This is a genomic window from Cellulophaga tyrosinoxydans (assembly GCF_900176415.1).
GTDB classification, from domain to species: domain Bacteria; phylum Bacteroidota; class Bacteroidia; order Flavobacteriales; family Flavobacteriaceae; genus Cellulophaga; species Cellulophaga tyrosinoxydans.
The window spans coordinates 90,884-110,012 of sequence record NZ_FWXO01000003.1 but is presented as its reverse complement, the minus strand read 5'-3'; the positions used below and the strand labels follow the sequence as shown (position 1 = coordinate 110,012).

The following is a 19,129-nucleotide window of genomic DNA, read 5'->3' as shown; positions in this document are numbered from 1 at the left end:
CTAATTTACCCTTTTTAACTAATGCAACACCTTCAGCATTTTTTCAAATTGTTGCGTTTTTGACTCAAAAAATTCAATCCTTTTTTTGTTCAAAGGACTTGTTGTAATTGATTTTTCTTTAAAAGTTTCATATAAATCTTCTATAATTACAGCTTTAGATTTATGTGTAAAGGCTTTAGAAGATCCTACTTTGCAAAATTGATTTCTCATATACTGTTTTAACGCTAGTTTTTAAAGGCCGCAAAATCGTAATGTTCAATTTAAATGACGCTATTTTAAGGATGCATTTCTGTAAATACGATAAAATGTATATTTTAACGATGAATGGTATGTTTTTAGTAGAATACTGAGTTTTGAGGTTCTAGACAATCAGAAAAATAAACTACATTTACCAAAAATCGAAAAGATTGCTAAGTTATACCAAGCACAAGCATAAAACTTCAAATAAATGGGTGACTTTTGTTCATGGAGCAGGAGGTAGTTCTACTATTTGGTATAAACAAGTTCGGGAATTTAAAAAGCATTTTAACGTGCTGCTTTTAGATTTAAGAGGCCATGGAAATTCTAAACACAATTTTAAAGATGTGTTTAGCGATAAATATACTTTTGATTTTATTACTAATGATATTGTTGAGGTTATAAATCATGAAAAAATTGAGAAATCGCATTTCGTGGGAATCTCATTAGGTACCATCTTAATCAGAAATCTTGCAGAAAAGCATCCTGAAAGAGTGGAGAGTATGATCATGGGTGGTGCAATTATGAAATTGAATTTGCGATCACAGGTATTAATGCGCTTAGGTGTTATCTTTAAATCAGTAGTACCCTATATTTGGTTGTACAAATTTTTTGCCTTTGTAATAATGCCAAATAAAAATCATAAAGAATCTAGATTGCTTTTTGTTCGCGAAGCCAAAAAATTATATCAAAAAGAGTTTATTCGTTGGTTTAAACTTACCTCTGAAATTAATCCTTTATTACGTTTTTTTAGAACAGTAGATATTAAAATACCTACTTTGTATGTAATGGGTAGGGAAGATTATTTGTTTTTACCTACAATTGAAAAAATAGTAGCAAATCATAGTACTTCAGACCTATTTGTTGTTGAAAAATGCGGACACGTAGTAAACGTTGAACAACCTATGGTTTTTAATAATACCGTTATATCTTATTTAAGACAGTTATAAAAAAAAAGCAGTCAATTTTTTAAATTGACTGCTTTTTACATTTTCACTTATTAAATTCTTTTTATTAGTTTCCGTAACCTGGATTTTGAACCATTAATTTATTTGTATCCATTTCAGATTGTGGTATAGGCAATACCAGTGAATTATCATTCCATGGAATACTTCCTACATTTTTTTGCATTCTTTTCGAGTCATTTAAAATAAAACCTTCAAAGGCAAGCTCTAATTGTCTTTCGTTAAAGATCAAATCCAAAGTTAAAGGCCCTACTAAAGGTAATGCTCCAGATCTTCCGCGTAAAGCATTTATTTCGATTAAAGGAGCTAATCCTACAGAAGTATTCTCTCTGAAATTACTTTCCAACCTAATTAAGTGCATTTCCGCAATTCTGAAGATACTTATGTTTGCAAATTGATTAGTGTATTTAAGTGTTAATCTTCGATCGTTTACAGGATTTATATATGTAAAGTTTGCTCTTTCGTCATTTGGATCGTCGAACAAATCAAGATAGGCATCTTCGATTATAATATCGCCACCTCGGCCACCATCAAGTTCTGATGCATAATGATTGGTTAAATCATGACTTCCTGTTTGGCTTGTAACTTGGAATGCGAAAATATCTTCCGAACTATCGGTGTCATTATTGAAAGCACCAGCAAAACCCGAAGTTACTAAACTATGACCACTATTTACTAGCACATCATTAGCAGCATCTCTAGCAGCTACATAATTACCCTGTTGAAAATAAGTTCTAGCTAACAAAGCTTGTGCAGCATATTTATCGGCATAAAAACTATTTGTGTCAGGTAACAAATTGTAGGCGTCAGTGGCATCAGAAATTATCTGATCATAAACAGCTTCAACAGAACTTCTCGGAATATCTTGGTTTAGTGAATAATCTACAATACCTACCAAGCGTAATGGAACGCCTAGTTGATCATTAACTTGGCCAGCGATATATGGTGCGCTGAAGTTACGTACTAGGTCTAAATAGTTTAATGCACGTAAAAACTTTGCTTCACCTTCAATTCTATCGCGCTCTTCTTGACTGCTTGTTACTATTTCTAAATTATCAATAACTAAATTGGCTTGGTTGATAGTTTCATATGAATTGGTCCATATATCATCAACAAAACCATTATCGATTAAAACATTTTTTACAAATGCTTGTCTAAATGTTGCAAATGAACCTGTCCAGAAAACTTGATCAGATGTACCTAATAAGTCGGTGAAAATTTGTAAATCTCCTCCGTAAGTTGCTGCTTGTCCAGCCTCGTCATAAGTACCAACTAGTATAGCTGCAATATTTGCTTCGGATGTAAAAGCTAATTCCCCAGGTAAATTGTCCGTTGGGTTTATTTCTAATTCATTTTCGCATCCTATTACCATAAATAGGATAGAAAAAACGGATATAATTTTATGTATTTTCATGATTATTGGATATTTAAAAATTAATATTAACACCTACGGTTACTGTTTTCGCTGGAGGAGATGAATAGAATGTTTCACCTGGTGTATTTTGACCATCTACATCACTTCTCGCTTCAGGATCTTCAAAAGGATAGTTAGTAATAGTCAATAAATTGATTGCTGTTAGGTAAACTCTAAGTTTGCTTAATCCCATTTTATCAATTACTGTATTTGGTAAAGAATACCCTAAACTTATATTTCTAAGTCTAATAAAATCAGCATCTCCTAAAAAGCGAGTTGAGTGAGCTGTACCATTACCAGCATACAATCTAGCTTGAGGAATATTGGTAATATCTCCTGGTTGTTGCCATCTATTTAATTGGTCAATACTTTGATTGTCAAAATAATCTGCATTTACAGATTGGTATATACCACCACCATTGTATATACTTGCTCCCCATTCGCCTTGAAAAGTAAAGGTGAAATCGAAATTATCAAATAATAAGGTGTTCGTTAAACCTGCAGTTAGTTCTGGAAATGGATTCCCAGCAACAACACGTTGTGCTTCATCAGGATCATTTGTAGTATCTCTATTGATTGAACCATCTGGGTTTTCGGTGTTTAAATAGTAAAGTGCATCTCCGTTAGCTGGATCAACTCCGGCATATTCTCTAAGATAAAATGCAGCAACGCTTTCTCCAACTCGGTTAATGTGCCTTCCTGTTACTATATCGGCATTTTCATTCGGTAAGGACTTTAATTCATTGGTGTTTTTGCTTATATTAAAATTAGTGGACCAACTAAAATTATCAGTTTGTATGTTTTTAGTGTTTAAAACAAACTCTATACCTTGTCCTGCTAATGTTCCAATGTTTTGATTAATACTTGATGCTCCACTACTAGGTACTAGTGGTACACTGAATAATAAATCTTTTGTATCTTTTTTATAATAATCCAATTCTCCAGAAATACGATTATCTAAAAATCCGAATTCCACACCAAAATCTGACTGTTCAGATTGTTCCCATGTTAAATTTGAATTACCTGGTTGAGCAGGGGCTAAACCTGGACGTTGATTGTAAGAAACTCCAGAGAATAAAAATAGAGAAGGATAATCACCACCTATGTCAGCATTTCCTAATTTACCCCAACTTGCTCTCAGTTTTAAAAAGCTAAGGGTTTCTGAACTTTTTAAGAAATCTTCTTCACTAATGATCCACCCTCCAGAAAAAGCAGGAAAAGTACCAAATCGTACATTGCTACCAAATCTTGAGGAACCATCGCGACGAATACTCGCCTTTAATAAATATTTACCATCTAAATCATATGTAGCTCTCGCGAAATAGGATAAAAATGAACTTTTTAAGTTAACTCCAGTACCTGCTGTTACTTCAGCACCTCCACTAACTGTCGATAAATCGTCAGATGGGAATTGTTGGCTCGTAACACTTGTAATTCTACGATTGTATTTAATAAATTCAGTACCAGCGACAACATTTATATTGTGTCGGTCATTGAAAAGTTTGTCAAAAGTAGCATAATTACTAAAAGTGTAACTTTCTGAACCTAAATCAGAAGCGAAAGCCTCTCCATTAGTTGATTGAAAAAGAGCATTCTGACCTCTGAAATTATCTTCTGTTTGAGAAAAAAGATCGTATGAGAAATCAGAGTTAAGGCTTAAAGATGGTAAAAATTTATATTCACCATATGCTTTACCTACTGTTCTGCGAATTATAGTTTTAAAAAACGCATTTTCTGCATCTAACAAGAAGTTTCCATATAAAGTACCTGGATTTGGTGTGCCATCATCAAGTCTTGCCGGAGAAAGAGGTGATTGAGCAATTGCCTGAAGTGGTGTTGAGAATGCATTGTCATTTGCGATACGATCAATCTCAGTTCTTGAAAAACTCATGTTCATGCCTGCTTTGAACTTTGTGGTTAGCTGATGACTAAGATTTACTCTTGCATTTGCACGTTCTAATTCATTACCTCTGATTATACCAGTGGTATTATTATAGGCACCAGAAAAGAAATAGGCTGTTTTTGCATCGGCACCAGACATAGAAAAATCAGCGTCGGACTGATATCCATTCTGAAAAGCTATATCCGACCAATTAGTGTCAACTTCACCACTTCTCCAATCTGTATCACCCGCTAGAAAATCGAAAGTTGCTTCCGCTTCAGCTTGCCCTTCCTCAGGAGTAAAGAATGGACTGTTTCTTCCAGCCTCTGTAAAAAGTTCAATATACTGCGCTGAATTTAGCCATTTTCTTGTGTTTGTAGGTTCACTAAAACCTTGTGATACGTTTAGACTAAATTTAGCTTTACCTTGTTTTCCTCTTTTGGTTGTTATAAGTACAACACCATTGGCACCTCTTGCACCATAAATAGCTGCAGAAGAAGCATCTTTTAAAATATCAATAGACTCAATTTCATTCGCACTTAAAGTTAATAAAGGGTTTGTTGGTGCGCCATTTCCAATATCTGTGCGACCTCCAGTAGGATCAATTAAAGGAATACCATCTAATACATATAGAGGTTGTGTACCGCCACTCACACTCGCAGCACCACGAACTCTAATATTTATTCCTCCTTCAACTTTACCATTGGTTTGTGTTACTTGAACCCCTGCTGCTTTTGCAACTAAAGCGTTTTGTAAGTTAGGATTAGGAACTTCTGAGATATCGTCAGAGGTTAATTTAGAAATATTGTCTGTAAGTGTTCGTTTACTTTGAGTTCCATAACCTACAACAATAACCTCTTCTAGTTGAGATGCGTCTTCTTCTAGTTGTACATTAATTGTATTTTGAGAACCTACAACTTGTTCTACCGTTTTTTGACCTAAATATGAGAAAACCAGTATATCTCCTGATTTTGCTCTAATGGAATAATTACCATCAAAATCGGTTTGGGTACCACTAGTACTTCCTTTAATAAGTACATTTACTCCAGGAAGAGGTAGACCTTGTTGATCATTTACTGAGCCAGAAATAGTTTTTTCCTGACCGAAAGTAACTTGAAGTAGCAGTAGAATTAGCACCTTCAGAAATACATGAAGTTTTGTTTTCATCTTTAAGTTTTTTATGAATTAGTACATCTAAATTCATAAAAAAGTCTTAATGCAGCAAAACTATTATCATAAATGTTTTGAAGTGTTAGCTTCTTTTATTTTTCTGCAAAAAAAATGACATGAAAAATGGTATATAATAATTAAAACCATAATTTTTTGACATAAAAAAACCGGTGCTCCCACCGGTTTTAGACTAACTAACTCAAATTACTCACTCAATAAAAAATATTCAAAATATTTTAATGGAAATCTTACTAAAAACTAAACTATATTTTTTGTTAGTATGTGATTTTAAATGTTAGATAGTGTATTTTTTTTAGCATAAAAAGAAGCAGTTGTTTTAACAGACTGCTTCTTTCTTTTATTCTCAATAAAATTAAAAGGTTTGATTTAATCCCTTACTAATCTTTCATAAAATTCTCTAGTCTGACCAACTCCTCTGAAATAACCAGTAGTGGTTTCGACAATATGTTTGCCATTAGGCATTAGTGTAGCTTTATTTGTAGTATTATCACAAGTAAATTTTTCAAATTGGCCACCAGCACAAGTCATTATAGGAGATCCATTTAGTAAAGTTGGTTCACCTTCTAAATCGTTTGGTAAAATAGTTATAAAACCTGTTGCATCATCTACAGTAAAATAATAAGTACCTCCACCATCAAACGGGCCAATACCTGGATGTGCATAAAGCCCTGGACTTATTGCAGATATTACTACTTTTCTTCCGGCAAAACTAGAAGGAGTGCCAGCTCTTAGACTATAAAGTCCTTCTTCAACGGTATAGGTGCCAGCAAGTGTGTTGGCATCTAATGCTTTTACTGTAAGCGCAAAAGTATTATTATCAGAAACTGATTCTGATGAATCAGTAATTTCAAGAACAATATCCTTAAAATCAAAAGCAACTAAATTAGCTGGTAAGATTTTTATTGATGCATTTGCAACTTTTTGTCCTGCAGGAATTGTGAATGTTGTTGTAGTTAATTCAAATTCAACACCTTCTTTAGCAGCAGAGTTTGGGCTAGTTGCAATAGTAACTTGAACATCTCTATCTAAAGGAACATTAAGTCCTCCAAAAAAAGTAATAGGAATTTCATAATCTATTGAAGTGACTGTTGGATCTTTAATGATATTAATTTCTCCTTTTGGACTTTCGAATTGAGCTAAAATAGGTCCTTTTCCAAAATCAGTTTCATCTTGGTCAAGTATCGCATCACAAGATATAAACATAGTTGTTAGCACAATGCATGCTAAAACATTAAATTTATTAATTATATTTTTCATTGCTTTTATTTTTATTTCCAAAATGGATTGTTAGTAAACGCATCTGCTGCTGTTTGTGCGGGAACATTATTTGAATTTCTACCGATCTCTGAACTTGGATATAATAAGCTAACAGGTCTAACTCCCCCAGATTCAGCAGGTATTGGTAAATTAGCAGGGAATCCGGTTCTGGTTTTTTCTATCCATAATTCAATTGATGAAGTACCGTTTAATGCAATCCATTTTTGATTTATAATTGCTGCGATTTTATCAGAAGAAGCTGCCCAAGAGATGTTATTGGTATTTTGTCCGTAATAAGTCTGTGCTGCTGTTACAGATGCAGCATTGGTTGCTCCAACACCTAAATATATATAAGATTCTTCAATAGCCTCTTCATATAAAGCTTGAGCATCGGCATCAGTACCAGCAATATAACCTCTTACTATAGCTTCGGACTGCAATAATAGAGCTTCTGATAATAGCATAATAGGTTGATCTTGGTCGGCACTTTTTAAAAGTCCTGGTCCAACTTTAGCTAAATCGTCACTTGTGAATCCAGTTCCTGGAAGGATAGTAGATTGTGGAGCTCCTTTGAAGGCGCCACCATTAGCTGCTCCTGTATATAATCTTTCCAACCGATCATCATTAGTGTTCGTTAAGTAGTCAATCGTAAAATCGCTACCTACAGTGTAGTCACCTCTATTAGTTTGTAAATTTGTGTTTACATTTCTAAAATAACCATAGAAAGGACTTTGTCTGTTTTCAGCATCTGAATATCCAGGATTAGAGTTTACATCAGCAGTAATATAACCAGCACCATTAGCATCAATTAAAGCTATTTGCTCACGAATGTAAGCATCTTGGCCAGTATTACTTAAACGCACTAGCATTCTTAATTTAATTGTATTAGCAAATTCTGCCCAATGTTGCATATCACCACCAAAAATAATGTCTTTTGTGTCAGGATTTTCAGCATTGCTAGGTAAATTAAGAGCTAAATTAGCTGCCGCTGTTAAAGCATCAATGTTTGCTTTATAAACTGTTTCAGCATCATCATACTTTGGTGTTGTGTTAGCACCTCTTTGATTAGCTTCTGTGTAAGGTACATCACCATATAAATCTACTAAATACTGGTATTGAAAACCTTTCAATGTTTTAGAAATTACTTGGTATGCACTGTAGTCAACAGCACCAGTTGGATCTTCATACGTTTCTATATAAGTAAGATTTTTGAAAATATTAACATACGAGGTTTCAAAAATGTTAGAATAAAAACCTGTAGTTATCGCATACCTTGTTAAATCTCCATTAGCAGACCAGTTAGATGGTGTTGCCCAGTTGTAAGCAATAGATTGGCCTAGATATGTCATACTTGTTGCGTTTAAACTTGCAAGACTTGCTTGCGCAACTGGTAAAGTTAAACTAGGTGTTGAAATCGCCGGATCATTTGGATTTTCATTGACATCTAAAAACTCACTACAACTAACGGATACCACCAGCATGGATAATATAAGTAGTGTAAATGTTATAAATTTATTTGTTTTCATATTTTTTTTTTAAAAAGTTATGTTCAAGTTAATACCATATTGTCTGGTAGGTGGTGTTTGTGATTGTGTACCTACGCCAATAGCGTTACCTGTAGTAAAGTTAAATTCTGGATCTGTATAAACGTTATCTTTAGGTCTGAAAGTAAACAAGTTTCTTCCAAATAAGCCCATTGAAAGGTTTTCAATTCCAAGTTGCTCTAAAACTTTAGCGTCAAATGTGTAAGAAAAAGAAACTTCTCTAATTTTGAGGGTAGTCGCATCCGTCACATAATTCGATCTTACATCACCGTAAGCATCCCAAAATGCATTACCACCTCCAGATGTTAATCGATCAGTATTAGGTACAAAACCACCATTACCATCAGAATAAACTGAATTAGGAAATACAAATGGCTGTCTTCCAGCACTAGCACTGTGTTTAGTTAATCCGGTAAATTCTAATGCATTTACGATATCATTAAAAAATACATGCCCAGTTCTGTAATCTGCAACCGCATAAAAACTCCAGTTTTTGTATCTAATATTCGTATTTAAACCCATAATAAATTTAGGAGCAGTTTGTCCTTGAGTAGAAAATTGTGCATCTCTTATAGGATCTCCATTAGCACCTACAATTACTCTACCTTGATCATCTCTAGTGTAATCAGATGTTCTAAGTTGTGGATAAGGCTGCCCTACTTTTGCAATTACTTGTGCGTCAGAAAAACCACCAATTTCTAATTCATCAACACCTTCAGAAATACTGATAACTTCAGAATCTTGACCAGTATAATTAATACCCATATCCCATGTAAAATTATCAGATCTTAATATAGTTCCTTTTAAGTCTATTTCTAAACCTCTGTTTTCAATTTCACCAATGTTGATTAAACTACTTGATGCACCTGATGCCAAAGAAGTTGATACAGGAACAATCTGATCAGTTGTATTTGTTTTATAAGCAGTTAAGTCAAGATTTAACCTGTTTCTGAAAAACTTTATTTCAAATCCAGCCTCAATAGACCTTGTAAACTCAGGACCTAAATTAGGATCTGTGTCTCTGCTTGATTGTGATAAACCAGTTATACTACCATAAGGGAAATTAGCTGGAGCAAAAAAGGTATTAGCAGTTGCGTAAACACCTGGATCATTACCTGTTTTTGTTATGTTAAAGTTAAGTTTTAAGTAACTTAACCCTTGGTCTGTTTTAATACTAGGTAATGCATCGGTAGCTATAAAAGAAAGACCGGCACCAGGATAGAAGAACGATTGATTATTTGCTGGTAGAGTTGAAGACCAATCATTTCTTGCTGTAAGGTTTAAAAATAAATAGTCATTAAAACCAAGTGTTAAATCACCATATACCCCTAATTTTCTATAAAATGAAGAAGATTGCCCTCCTATTAAATCTCCTGTTCTAGTAGAAACATTATAAAAATCAGGAATAATTAAATCATTACCAGCTACATTAATAGTGCTAGATGATTGTATTCTTGTGTTCTGACCTAATATAGCATTAAGAGAAAAAGAATCTGAAAACTCAGGATTAAATTTTAACAATAAATCATTGTTAAATCGAGAAGAATTCGATAAATCATCTCTTGTTCTAGCTCCATAAGGATCCATAGAGGCATACGTACTTTGAAGTTCAAAAGCATATGTATATGCGCCAAATTCTCTTTTAAATGTTTCGTTTCCTCCTGTATATCCTGAATTGTTAGAAATGGTTAACCAATCATTTACTTTATAATCTATTGTGGTTAATAAATTAAATTCTTGATAGTCAGTTTTTTCTCTTTGGGTATCTACAATAAACCAAGGGTTTTCATAAAAACGGTAGTAAGAAACTTCATTTCTAGTAAATTCTCCTGTTCTCCAGTTTTTTAGTTGATCTAAAGGTAAGTGTAAAGGTGTGTTTAAAACGTTCCAATAAACAGGTCTATCTTGGCGGCCGCCGTTACCAACAAGATTTGCATGTGATCTAAAGAACGATAAGTTACCGCTAACTTTAAGTCTATTAAATTCACGACTAGCTTTTAAACGTACATTGGTTCTATTATATGTGTCATTTGGTACTGTACCTTTTGTATTTACTTGGTCTAGAGATAGTAAAAAATCACCAGTTTCATCACCACCACTTAAAGTAATTCCATGACGAATTGTTGAACCCGTATCAAAAAAGTTTTTATGATTATTTTTTATTGGACTGTAAGGTACTTGCCAAACACGGCCATCATCTAAGGTTTCACTTGCATCAACTAATTGACCATCATATCTAGGACCCCATGCAACATTTTCGAGAGGATAAAGGGTTCCATCAGGAAATCCGCCAGCACCAAATTGGTCTTGAAGTTCCGGTAAATACGCTACACTTTCTGCCTGATAAGATGTTACATAAGTTGCTTTTAACTTTCCCTTACCTTTTTTAGTTGTAATCACGAGTACACCGTTGGATGCTTCCGAGCCGTAAAGAGCAGACGCATTAGCACCTTTTAAGACACTTATGTTTTCAATATCATTAGGGTTAATACGATCAAGCACACCTCTAGATGATGGGAACCCATCAACTACAATAAGGGCTTCGTTATTACCTAATAATGAACGGTTACCTCTCAATACTACTCTAGTATTAGGGTTTGCTCCGTTGTTTACGGTATTAATCTGTAAACCAGATACCTTACCAACCATTGCAGTGGCAACGTTCACTGCTTTTGTTTTCGTTACTTCATCATTATCCAATTTAGAAACTGAATAAGATAATTCTTTTGGTTTTCTTTCAATACCTAATGCTGTAACAACAACCTCTTCTAATGCTTGTGCATCTTCTAATAATGTTACATTAATTGTGTTGGATGCACCAATGGTTTTCTCAACAGTTTTTTGACCAATGTAAGAGAAGATCAATACATCTCCTGTTTTTGCATTAATGGAATAATTACCATCAAAATCGGTTTGTGTTCCTAATGTGGAACCTTTTACTAATACACTTGCTCCTGGAAGTGGCAAGCTTGACTGATCCGTTACCGTACCAGTGATTGTTTTCTGTTGTCCATGAATCATCAAAGACAATAGAAAAATCTTAAGAAATAAAAAATACTTAATTCTCATGAAGATTAATTTTGAGTTAGTTATTAATAATTAGTCTATAGTAGGTTTAAAAAGCTAGTCTAATTTTTTAAGGAGTAACTAATTCAAATAAAAAATGAATCATCAGTAAATGGAATCACTTGTGATTTTTCAACTAGCTTTAAAACCTACTTGCAAAAGAATGAAAGTGGAGTTGCTTATAGTTAATTTCCGACCTAAGTAAACTATTCCCGATGGAAATTACCATTTACAAATCTTCTAAATTATTCATTTTTAGAACTTTGCAAATCGTTTGCTAATTGTTAAAATTTTAAGATAATAATCTGTTAAAGAAGATTTTTATTTTCTTTTGCCGCCAATTTTTGGTATTCAAGAGGAGTTTTGTTGTGTCTCTTTTTAAATGCTTTATAAAATGAGACTTTGTTGTTAAATCCAGATTCAAAAATAAGGTCACTAATTAAAATATCTTTCTTAGAATCATGAATAATTCTAACCGCTTCATTAACTCTGTAATCATTGATTAGCTCATAATAGTTTTTGCCAAACTCCTGATTAATTGTTTGTGAAAGACTGTAGCGATCGGTGTTTAATTTATTGGCAAGATCTTCTAAGGTTAAATTGTTGTCAAGGAACACCTTCTTATTCTTAAGTAGCTCTTCTAATTGAATTTTTAATGACTTAAGCATGTCTGTAGTTAACCCAGAATTTTTATATTTTTCTTTATCAAAGTTTTCTATGTCGTTAACAATAATGTTAGATTGTAGAAATAGAATTATACTAATAATATTAATGAAAATGGAAAAGAGAATTGCAGCAAAGTAAATGGTTAATGTATTTACTGTGATATCATTAGAGAATAAGGCTCTAGTAATTAATAGAACTAAAACAATAGAGGTGAATACAATTAAAGTGATAAGCCAATTTTTATTTATTTTTTGTATTTCTTTCTTGTGTTTAAGTCCAAAATAAATTAATAAGATTAAATAGATGGTTGTATGTATGGCTTTTAAGCTTAGACTATTAATTAGGTCTAGGGCTATTTCTGATGAAGAGGTATAAACGATAAGCGCACAGACTAGTATAATTATACTCGGAATATAATGTGCTATAATTTCGAGTTTATTGTTTGTTGCTGTTTTTTTAATATTATTCTTTAGATATAGAAATAATGAAGGAATCCAAAGATAAAATTGCACTCTAAAAAATGATATTCTTGGGTTGTAATTAAGTCCTTCCCACCAAAATAAAGCTAATTCTAGCAGCATTAAAGAAACACCAGTTAGAAAAATTCCGAAGTATAAATTATTAGAATTTGTGCGTGTGTGTTTTAAAATAATCCGCAGTGCTATAAAGATTCCTAATATAGCATTTAATATAAATAGCCAATTAATAAAATTCTTTTGAATGCTATTATCAGGTTCTTTAAAAATAACAGAACTTTCGCTCTCTGTATTTGAATATAGGTCTTGTGCAATACTAATATTCTTAAATAATAATGAATAAGTTACCATTACATCATGGCTGGAAGAATTACTATTAGTAGTGTTGAGTATAAATTCAACTTTTTGAAAGTAATTTTGTTTCTGGCTTTTAAGTGTATTGGTAATAGAATATGTGGTTGTAAGGATAAAGAAACATCCAAAAAAGAATAGTACTTTTTGCACTTATTGTATATTTTAGGAATTCGTAAAAGTAGTGGTTCTTTTGCAATAATATTATTGTACTTCTCTTAAAATCGAGTTAAAATTTTGATTTTCTTTAAAGAATACAGGTGTTTAAGAATAATACAAAATAAAAAAAACCGGTGCTCCCACCGGTTTTAGACTAACTAACTCAAAAAATTACTTAACTCAAATATTATTTTTCAAAAGTAGTATCAAATTAACTCCAATAGGTTAAGCTAACCTTAGCTAATTGTTAATAATACTGTATAGCTATATAACGAGTCTTTTTTTAAGTTATTGTGTCTTAATGGTTTTATTTTAAACAAGTTACTTGTCTTGTAGGGCAAAAACTTTTTGTAATAACGCTGTGGTTCTTGAGGCTGTTTTAGTTCTAATTTCCTTTTCTTCTACAGATATCATGGTGTATACACCTTTCAAAGCTTGTTGTGTAACATAATCTGTTAAATCAGGATTGACCTTAGTTACAAATGGAATATCATTATACTTGGTTATTAAATTATTCCATACTTGATCAGCGCCAACTTTTTCAAATGAATTTTTTATAACTGGATTAAAAGACGCATACAATTGTGTTTCAGTTGTAGATTTTAAATAATTTGTTGCAGCATCGTCACTACCAAGCAAAATTTGTTTGGCATCATTAAACGTAATTCCCTTGACTGCATTTACAAAAATTGGTGTAGCTTCTTGTACTGCATCTTCTGCTGCACGGTTTAAAACTTTTAGTCCTTCATCAGCTAAGTTGCTTAACCCCATTTTACGTAAAGTGTTATCTACTTTTTGTAATTCTTCAGGCAATAGTATTTTTACCATTTCATTTTTAAAGAAACCATCTGTCTGCGTTAATTTAGTCACTTGTTTTTCTATGCCAAAATTTAGAGCTTCTCGCAAACCACTTGCTATTTGATCGTTTCCAATAACGCCTCCTTGTGGTAGTTGATTTACTACTTGTTGTAATTCGTTACAACTAAAAAAGAAAAGGCAAAGACTAAATGTTAAAATTTTATTTTTCATTTAAAAATGTATTTTAATTCGATTGTATTACTGGAATTTAAGAGAAAATAACTGTTTTATTATTATAAACCATAGTTTTTCGTTGTATATGCAATTTGACAGCTCTTGATAGTACTATTTTTTCCAAATCGCGACCTTTAGCTATAAAGTCTTCAATGGTGTGGGTGTGAGAAACTGTTGTTGTATCCTGTTCAATTATTGGACCAGCATCTAATTCTTCGGTAACATAATGGCCTGTAGCTCCAATAATTTTAACACCTCTTTTAAATGCGGCGTGATATGGTTTGGCACCTGCAAAGGCTGGTAAAAATGAATGGTGAATATTGATTATTTTGTTTGGATAACGATCTATTATTTTACTAGTTACTATTTGCATATATCTTGCAAGAACAACAAAGTCTATTTCGTATTTTTCTAACAATTCTAATTGCTTATTTTCAGCTTCTGCTTTTGTATCCTTTGTAACTGGTATATAGTAATAAGGAATATCAAATTGTTTGGCAACAAATTCTAAATCGGTATGATTGCTTATTATAAAAGGTATATCTACAGCCAATTCACCTGAGTTAAATCTACTAAGTAAATCGTATAAACAATGATTGTATTTAGACACAAATAAACCCATTCTTGGTTTTATTTCATCAGAATGAATGCTCCACTTGATTTTGTACGTGTCAGTTAATTCACTATCAAATTTATTCTTAAAAGCAGATAGGCTTAATTGATCCTCTGAAAATTCACTCTCTATTCTCATAAAAAGCTCACCTGTGGCTTTATCTACATGCTGATCTAAATATATAATGTTTCCACCTTGTGCATGAATAAAGCCTGTTACTGTATAGATTATGCCGGATTTATCTGGGCAATGTATTAAAATTGTAGTTTTCACAAGTAATATTTAAGCAGTAAAATTATGATATTGAAAAGAATAGCACCTAATGAATAGGTATTTTTACAATATTGCAAATAGTAGTAGATAATATTTGCGTTTTTCGTAAATTGCAGGGGTTAAAAACACCTTTTATTGCTAATGGAACAAATTACACCATATTCCCCGAAACATAAAATACGAATTGTTACTGCTGCTTCACTTTTTGATGGACATGATTCTGCTATAAACATTATGCGTAGAATTATTCAGGCCACAGGCGTTGAAGTTATTCATTTAGGGCATGATCGCAGTGTTCAAGAAATGGTGGATTGTGCTATTCAAGAAGATGTAAACGCTATTGCTTTAACCTCTTATCAAGGTGGGCATAATGAGTATTTTAGATATATGTACGATCTGCTAAAGGAAAGAGGCGCGGAGCATATCAAAATATTTGGTGGAGGTGGAGGAGTGATTCTTCCTGAAGAAATTAAGACCTTAATGGATTACGGAATTGCAAGGATTTATTCTCCTGATGATGGCAGAAGAATGGGGTTGCAGGGCATGATTAACGATTTGGTAATGCAAAGCGATTTTCCAGTTCCAGCATTGAAATTACCAAATAAGGTCTCTGTAACAGAAGCTTTAAAGTCAAAAGATATTAATACCATAGCTAGATTAATTTCTTTAGCCGAAAACAGACCTGAAGAATTTAAGGTGCAATTTAATGGTGTAAAAGTGCCAGACACCATTCCTGTATTAGGAATTACAGGTACGGGTGGTTCTGGTAAATCTAGTTTGGTAGATGAATTGGTACGTCGTTTTTTAACCGATTTTCCTGAAAAAAGAATTGGTTTAGTGTCGGTTGACCCGTCTAAAAGAAAAACTGGAGGTGCTTTACTCGGGGATCGTATTCGGATGAATGCCATTAATAATGATCGGGTTTATATGCGTTCTCTGGCAACTAGGCAATCTAATTTAGCGTTATCTAAATATGTAGAAGAAGCTGTTCAAGTATTGAAAGCTGCTGAGTTTGACTTAATCATCTTAGAAACCTCTGGTATCGGGCAATCCGATACTGAAATTATTCAACATTCCAATGTTTCTTTATATGTGATGACGCCAGAGTTTGGAGCCGCAACACAATTAGAGAAAATAGATATGCTCGATTTTGCTGATGTTGTAGCCATTAATAAATTTGATAAAAGAGGGTCACTTGATGCTTTGCGCGATGTAAAAAAGCAGTATATGCGCAATCACAACCTTTGGGATACGCATCAAGATGACTTGCCTATTTTCGGAACAATGGCGAGTCAGTTTAATGATCCTGGTACCAACAGATTGTATAAAGTGGTCATGCAAAAATTAGTAGAAAAAGCAGGTGCAGCATTGCATTCTAGTTTTGATTTCATGACCGAAGATGGGGAGCATTCTTTTGTGATTCCGCCTGCACGCACCCGTTATTTGTCTGAGATTGCTGAGAGTAATAGAAATTATGATAAAAATGGTATTGGGCAGGTAGATGTGGCACAACGACTTTATGGTATTTTTCAAGCTATTTTATCACTATTGAATATTAAAGGAGATGCCTCAGAGCAAATGTATTTATCTAAAAATGGTTTAGATGAAGACGAAATTGCAAAAGTGCCAGTTACTAATGAAAACAAAGAGTTTTTGTCTTTATTAATTAAGGAATTCGATCGTGTTAAATTAGATTTAGATCCGTACCATTGGGAGTCCATACTTAATTGGGAAGCAAAAGTAAAAACCTATAAAGATCCAGTTTATACTTTTAAGGTGCGTGATAAAGAATTAAAATTAGATACACATACCGAATCACTTTCACACACACAAATACCTAAAGTTGCTTTGCCTAAATATAAGGCTTGGGGAGATTTATTAGGTTGGATGATTCAAGAGAATGTACCAGGGGAATTCCCTTATACTGCAGGTTTGTATCCGTTTAAAAGAACAGGAGAAGATCCAACTAGAATGTTTGCAGGTGAAGGAGGACCAGAACGAACCAATCGTCGTTTTCATTATGTAAGTTTAGGTTTGCCGGCAAAACGATTATCCACCGCTTTCGATTCGGTTACATTATATGGTAATGACCCAGATATTCGTCCAGATATTTATGGTAAAATAGGTAATGCAGGAGTTTCTGTTTGTTGTTTAGATGATGCTAAAAAACTATATTCTGGTTTTGATTTGACCAATGCAATGACTTCGGTAAGCATGACAATTAATGGACCAGCACCTATGGTCTTAGGGTTTTTCTTAAATGCGGCAATAGATCAAAATTGTGAGAAATATATCAAAGAAAATGGCTTAGAAAAAGAGATTGACAATAAAATAGCTGCCATTTATAAAGGTAAAGAAGAAAAAAGACCTACTTATAAAGGCGAGCTGCCTGAAGGTAATAATGGCTTGGGTTTAATGCTCTTGGGTGTTACAGGAGATCAAGTATTACCAATAGATGTTTACAACACCATTAAAACAAAAACATTACATGAAGTAAGAGGAACAGTACAGGCAGATATTTTAAAAGAAGATCAAGCACAAAACACTTGTATATTTTCTACTGAATTTGCACTTAGATTAATGGGAGATGTGCAAGAATATTTTATCCAAAATCAGGTTAGAAATTTTTATTCCGTTTCAATTTCAGGTTATCATATAGCGGAGGCAGGTGCAAATCCTATCACACAATTAGCGTTTACCTTATCCAATGGCTTTACTTATGTAGAGTATTATTTGAGTAGGGGAATGGATATCAATGCTTTTGGGCCTAATTTATCATTTTTCTTTTCTAACGGTATTGATCCTGAATATGCAGTTATAGGTCGTGTTGCTCGAAAAATATGGGCAAAAGCCATGAAAAATAAATATGGTGCGGGGCCACGAGCGCAAATGCTTAAATATCATATTCAAACTTCAGGGCGTAGTTTGCATGCTCAAGAAATAGATTTTAATGATATACGAACTACGTTACAAGCTTTATATGCTATTTATGACAACTGTAATTCATTGCATACCAATGCTTATGATGAAGCAATTACAACACCAACAGAGGAATCCGTTCGTAGAGCAATGGCGATTCAACTTATAATTAATAAAGAATTAGGATTAGCTAAAAACGAAAATCCATTGCAAGGTTCATTTATTATAGAAGAATTGACCGATTTGGTAGAAGAAGCAGTATTATTAGAGTTTGATAGAATCACAGAAAGAGGTGGTGTTTTAGGTGCTATGGAAACTATGTATCAACGTTCTAAAATTCAGGAAGAAAGCTTGTATTATGAAACATTAAAGCACACAGGAGAATTCCCAATAATTGGGGTAAATACTTTTTTAAGTTCTAAAGGTTCCCCAACGGTGTTGCCAATGGAAGTAATTAGAGCTACCGATGAGGAGAAAAAGGCACAGATTGAAACCTTAGAAAATTTAAAAGAATTAAATTTTGATAAATCTGCTAAAGCACTTGCTAAAATTCAGAAAGCGGCTATGCAAAATGAAAACTTGTTTGAAAAATTAATGGAAATAACAAAGGTTAGTTCATTAGGCCAAATTACCAATGCTTTGTTTAAAGTAGGCGGACAATACCGTAGAAATATGTAGTAAAAAAAAACGCTCTTGTTACAAAGAGCGTTTCCAAATTTTATAAGTCTTTTTGAATATTTTTAGTTCTTCTCTTAGAAGATTTAAATATTCTTTTTCTTTTACACCATCTTTCTCAAGTCCCATGCAATAAGAAAGTATGTTTTTGGTCATGGTGTTAATATGGTTTATAGTCGAAATTCTTAAACTAGGAGATTCGCAACGTTCAGCTAACTCTATTTTTTGAGGAATTAAAATAGCATCAGTCAATATGGCATCAGCAATAATATCTCTTAGACTTTCTGATTTGTATAAATGCAATAAATCTTTATTATAGCTCACATAAGTAGCAATCTCTCTACTTATATGGCATAAGTCTAAAGCTTTCCTGTATACTGGAAGTGTACTTAAATTTCTGTAGGGCATT

At 33.1% G+C, this 19,129-nt stretch carries 12 protein-coding genes; 2 read left to right on the top strand and 10 right to left on the bottom strand.

What is annotated here, in order from left to right; genetic code table 11:
• Positions 1–18: 18 nt before the first annotated feature.
• Complete coding sequence (locus B8963_RS10035) at positions 19–210, bottom strand: hypothetical protein (RefSeq protein WP_084061392.1); 192 nt, start codon at positions 208–210, stop codon at positions 19–21.
• Between the two features lie 197 nt (positions 211–407).
• Here B8963_RS10035 and B8963_RS10030 point away from each other — a divergent pair, with 197 nt between their 5' ends.
• Complete coding sequence (locus B8963_RS10030) at positions 408–1,187, top strand: alpha/beta fold hydrolase (protein ID WP_084061391.1); 780 nt, start codon at positions 408–410, stop codon at positions 1,185–1,187.
• Between the two features lie 64 nt (positions 1,188–1,251).
• Here the strand turns inward: B8963_RS10030 and B8963_RS10025 are convergent, their stop codons facing one another.
• The 8 genes from B8963_RS10025 to purU form a co-directional block, all read right to left on the bottom strand.
• Positions 1,252–2,616: a RagB/SusD family nutrient uptake outer membrane protein gene (locus B8963_RS10025; protein WP_084061390.1), complete on the bottom strand. Its 1,365-nt coding sequence runs from the start codon at positions 2,614–2,616 to the stop codon at positions 1,252–1,254.
• A gap of 13 nt (positions 2,617–2,629) precedes the next feature.
• Positions 2,630–5,665, bottom strand: a complete 3,036-nt coding sequence (locus B8963_RS10020) for a SusC/RagA family TonB-linked outer membrane protein (RefSeq protein WP_084061389.1) — start codon at positions 5,663–5,665, stop codon at positions 2,630–2,632.
• A 390-nt stretch (positions 5,666–6,055) separates the two neighbouring features.
• Positions 6,056–6,946: a hypothetical protein gene (locus B8963_RS10015; RefSeq protein WP_143312508.1), complete on the bottom strand. Its 891-nt coding sequence runs from the start codon at positions 6,944–6,946 to the stop codon at positions 6,056–6,058.
• An 11-nt stretch (positions 6,947–6,957) separates the two neighbouring features.
• Positions 6,958–8,472, bottom strand: coding sequence for a SusD/RagB family nutrient-binding outer membrane lipoprotein (locus B8963_RS10010; protein ID WP_084061387.1), 1,515 nt, complete (start codon positions 8,470–8,472; stop codon positions 6,958–6,960).
• A gap of 9 nt (positions 8,473–8,481) precedes the next feature.
• Complete coding sequence (locus B8963_RS10005; RefSeq protein ID WP_084061386.1) at positions 8,482–11,559, bottom strand: SusC/RagA family TonB-linked outer membrane protein; 3,078 nt, start codon at positions 11,557–11,559, stop codon at positions 8,482–8,484.
• Positions 11,560–11,864: 305 nt separating this feature from the next.
• A complete protein-coding gene (locus B8963_RS10000) occupies positions 11,865–13,202 on the bottom strand; it encodes a helix-turn-helix domain-containing protein (protein ID WP_084061385.1) in 1,338 nt (445 codons plus the stop codon).
• 327 nt (positions 13,203–13,529) lie between these two features.
• Positions 13,530–14,237 carry a DUF4197 domain-containing protein gene (locus B8963_RS09995; RefSeq protein ID WP_084061384.1) on the bottom strand — a complete coding sequence of 236 codons (708 nt, stop codon included), beginning with the start codon at positions 14,235–14,237 and terminating at the stop codon, positions 13,530–13,532.
• A gap of 37 nt (positions 14,238–14,274) precedes the next feature.
• The gene (gene purU / locus B8963_RS09990; protein WP_084061383.1) at positions 14,275–15,126 is read right to left on the bottom strand and encodes a formyltetrahydrofolate deformylase; all 852 of its coding nucleotides are present in this window, start codon (positions 15,124–15,126) and stop codon (positions 14,275–14,277) included.
• A 141-nt stretch (positions 15,127–15,267) separates the two neighbouring features.
• Here purU and B8963_RS09985 point away from each other — a divergent pair, with 141 nt between their 5' ends.
• Positions 15,268–18,723: a methylmalonyl-CoA mutase family protein gene (locus B8963_RS09985; RefSeq protein ID WP_084061382.1), complete on the top strand. Its 3,456-nt coding sequence runs from the start codon at positions 15,268–15,270 to the stop codon at positions 18,721–18,723.
• An 18-nt stretch (positions 18,724–18,741) separates the two neighbouring features.
• Here the strand turns inward: B8963_RS09985 and B8963_RS09980 are convergent, their stop codons facing one another.
• On the bottom strand, positions 18,742–19,128 hold the full coding sequence (locus B8963_RS09980; RefSeq protein ID WP_084061381.1) for a hypothetical protein: 387 nt from the start codon (positions 19,126–19,128) through the stop codon (positions 18,742–18,744).
• Position 19,129 lies beyond the last annotated feature (1 nt).

Excerpts from the sequence above, each read along its gene's own strand:
- B8963_RS10010 (WP_084061387.1), bottom strand. The coding sequence starts at position 8,472 with ATGAAAACAAATAAATTTATAACATTTACACTACTTATATTATCCATG.
- B8963_RS09980 (WP_084061381.1), bottom strand. The coding sequence starts at position 19,128 with ATGCCCTACAGAAATTTAAGTACACTTCCAGTATACAGGAAAGCTTTA.
- B8963_RS10035 (WP_084061392.1), bottom strand. The coding sequence starts at position 210 with ATGAGAAATCAATTTTGCAAAGTAGGATCTTCTAAAGCCTTTACACAT.
- B8963_RS10025 (WP_084061390.1), bottom strand. The coding sequence starts at position 2,616 with ATGAAAATACATAAAATTATATCCGTTTTTTCTATCCTATTTATGGTA.
- B8963_RS10020 (WP_084061389.1), bottom strand. The coding sequence starts at position 5,665 with ATGAAAACAAAACTTCATGTATTTCTGAAGGTGCTAATTCTACTGCTA.
- B8963_RS09995 (WP_084061384.1), bottom strand. The coding sequence starts at position 14,237 with ATGAAAAATAAAATTTTAACATTTAGTCTTTGCCTTTTCTTTTTTAGT.
- B8963_RS10015 (WP_143312508.1), bottom strand. The coding sequence starts at position 6,946 with ATGAAAAATATAATTAATAAATTTAATGTTTTAGCATGCATTGTGCTA.
- B8963_RS10005 (WP_084061386.1), bottom strand. The coding sequence starts at position 11,559 with ATGAGAATTAAGTATTTTTTATTTCTTAAGATTTTTCTATTGTCTTTG.
- B8963_RS09985 (WP_084061382.1), top strand. The coding sequence starts at position 15,268 with ATGGAACAAATTACACCATATTCCCCGAAACATAAAATACGAATTGTT.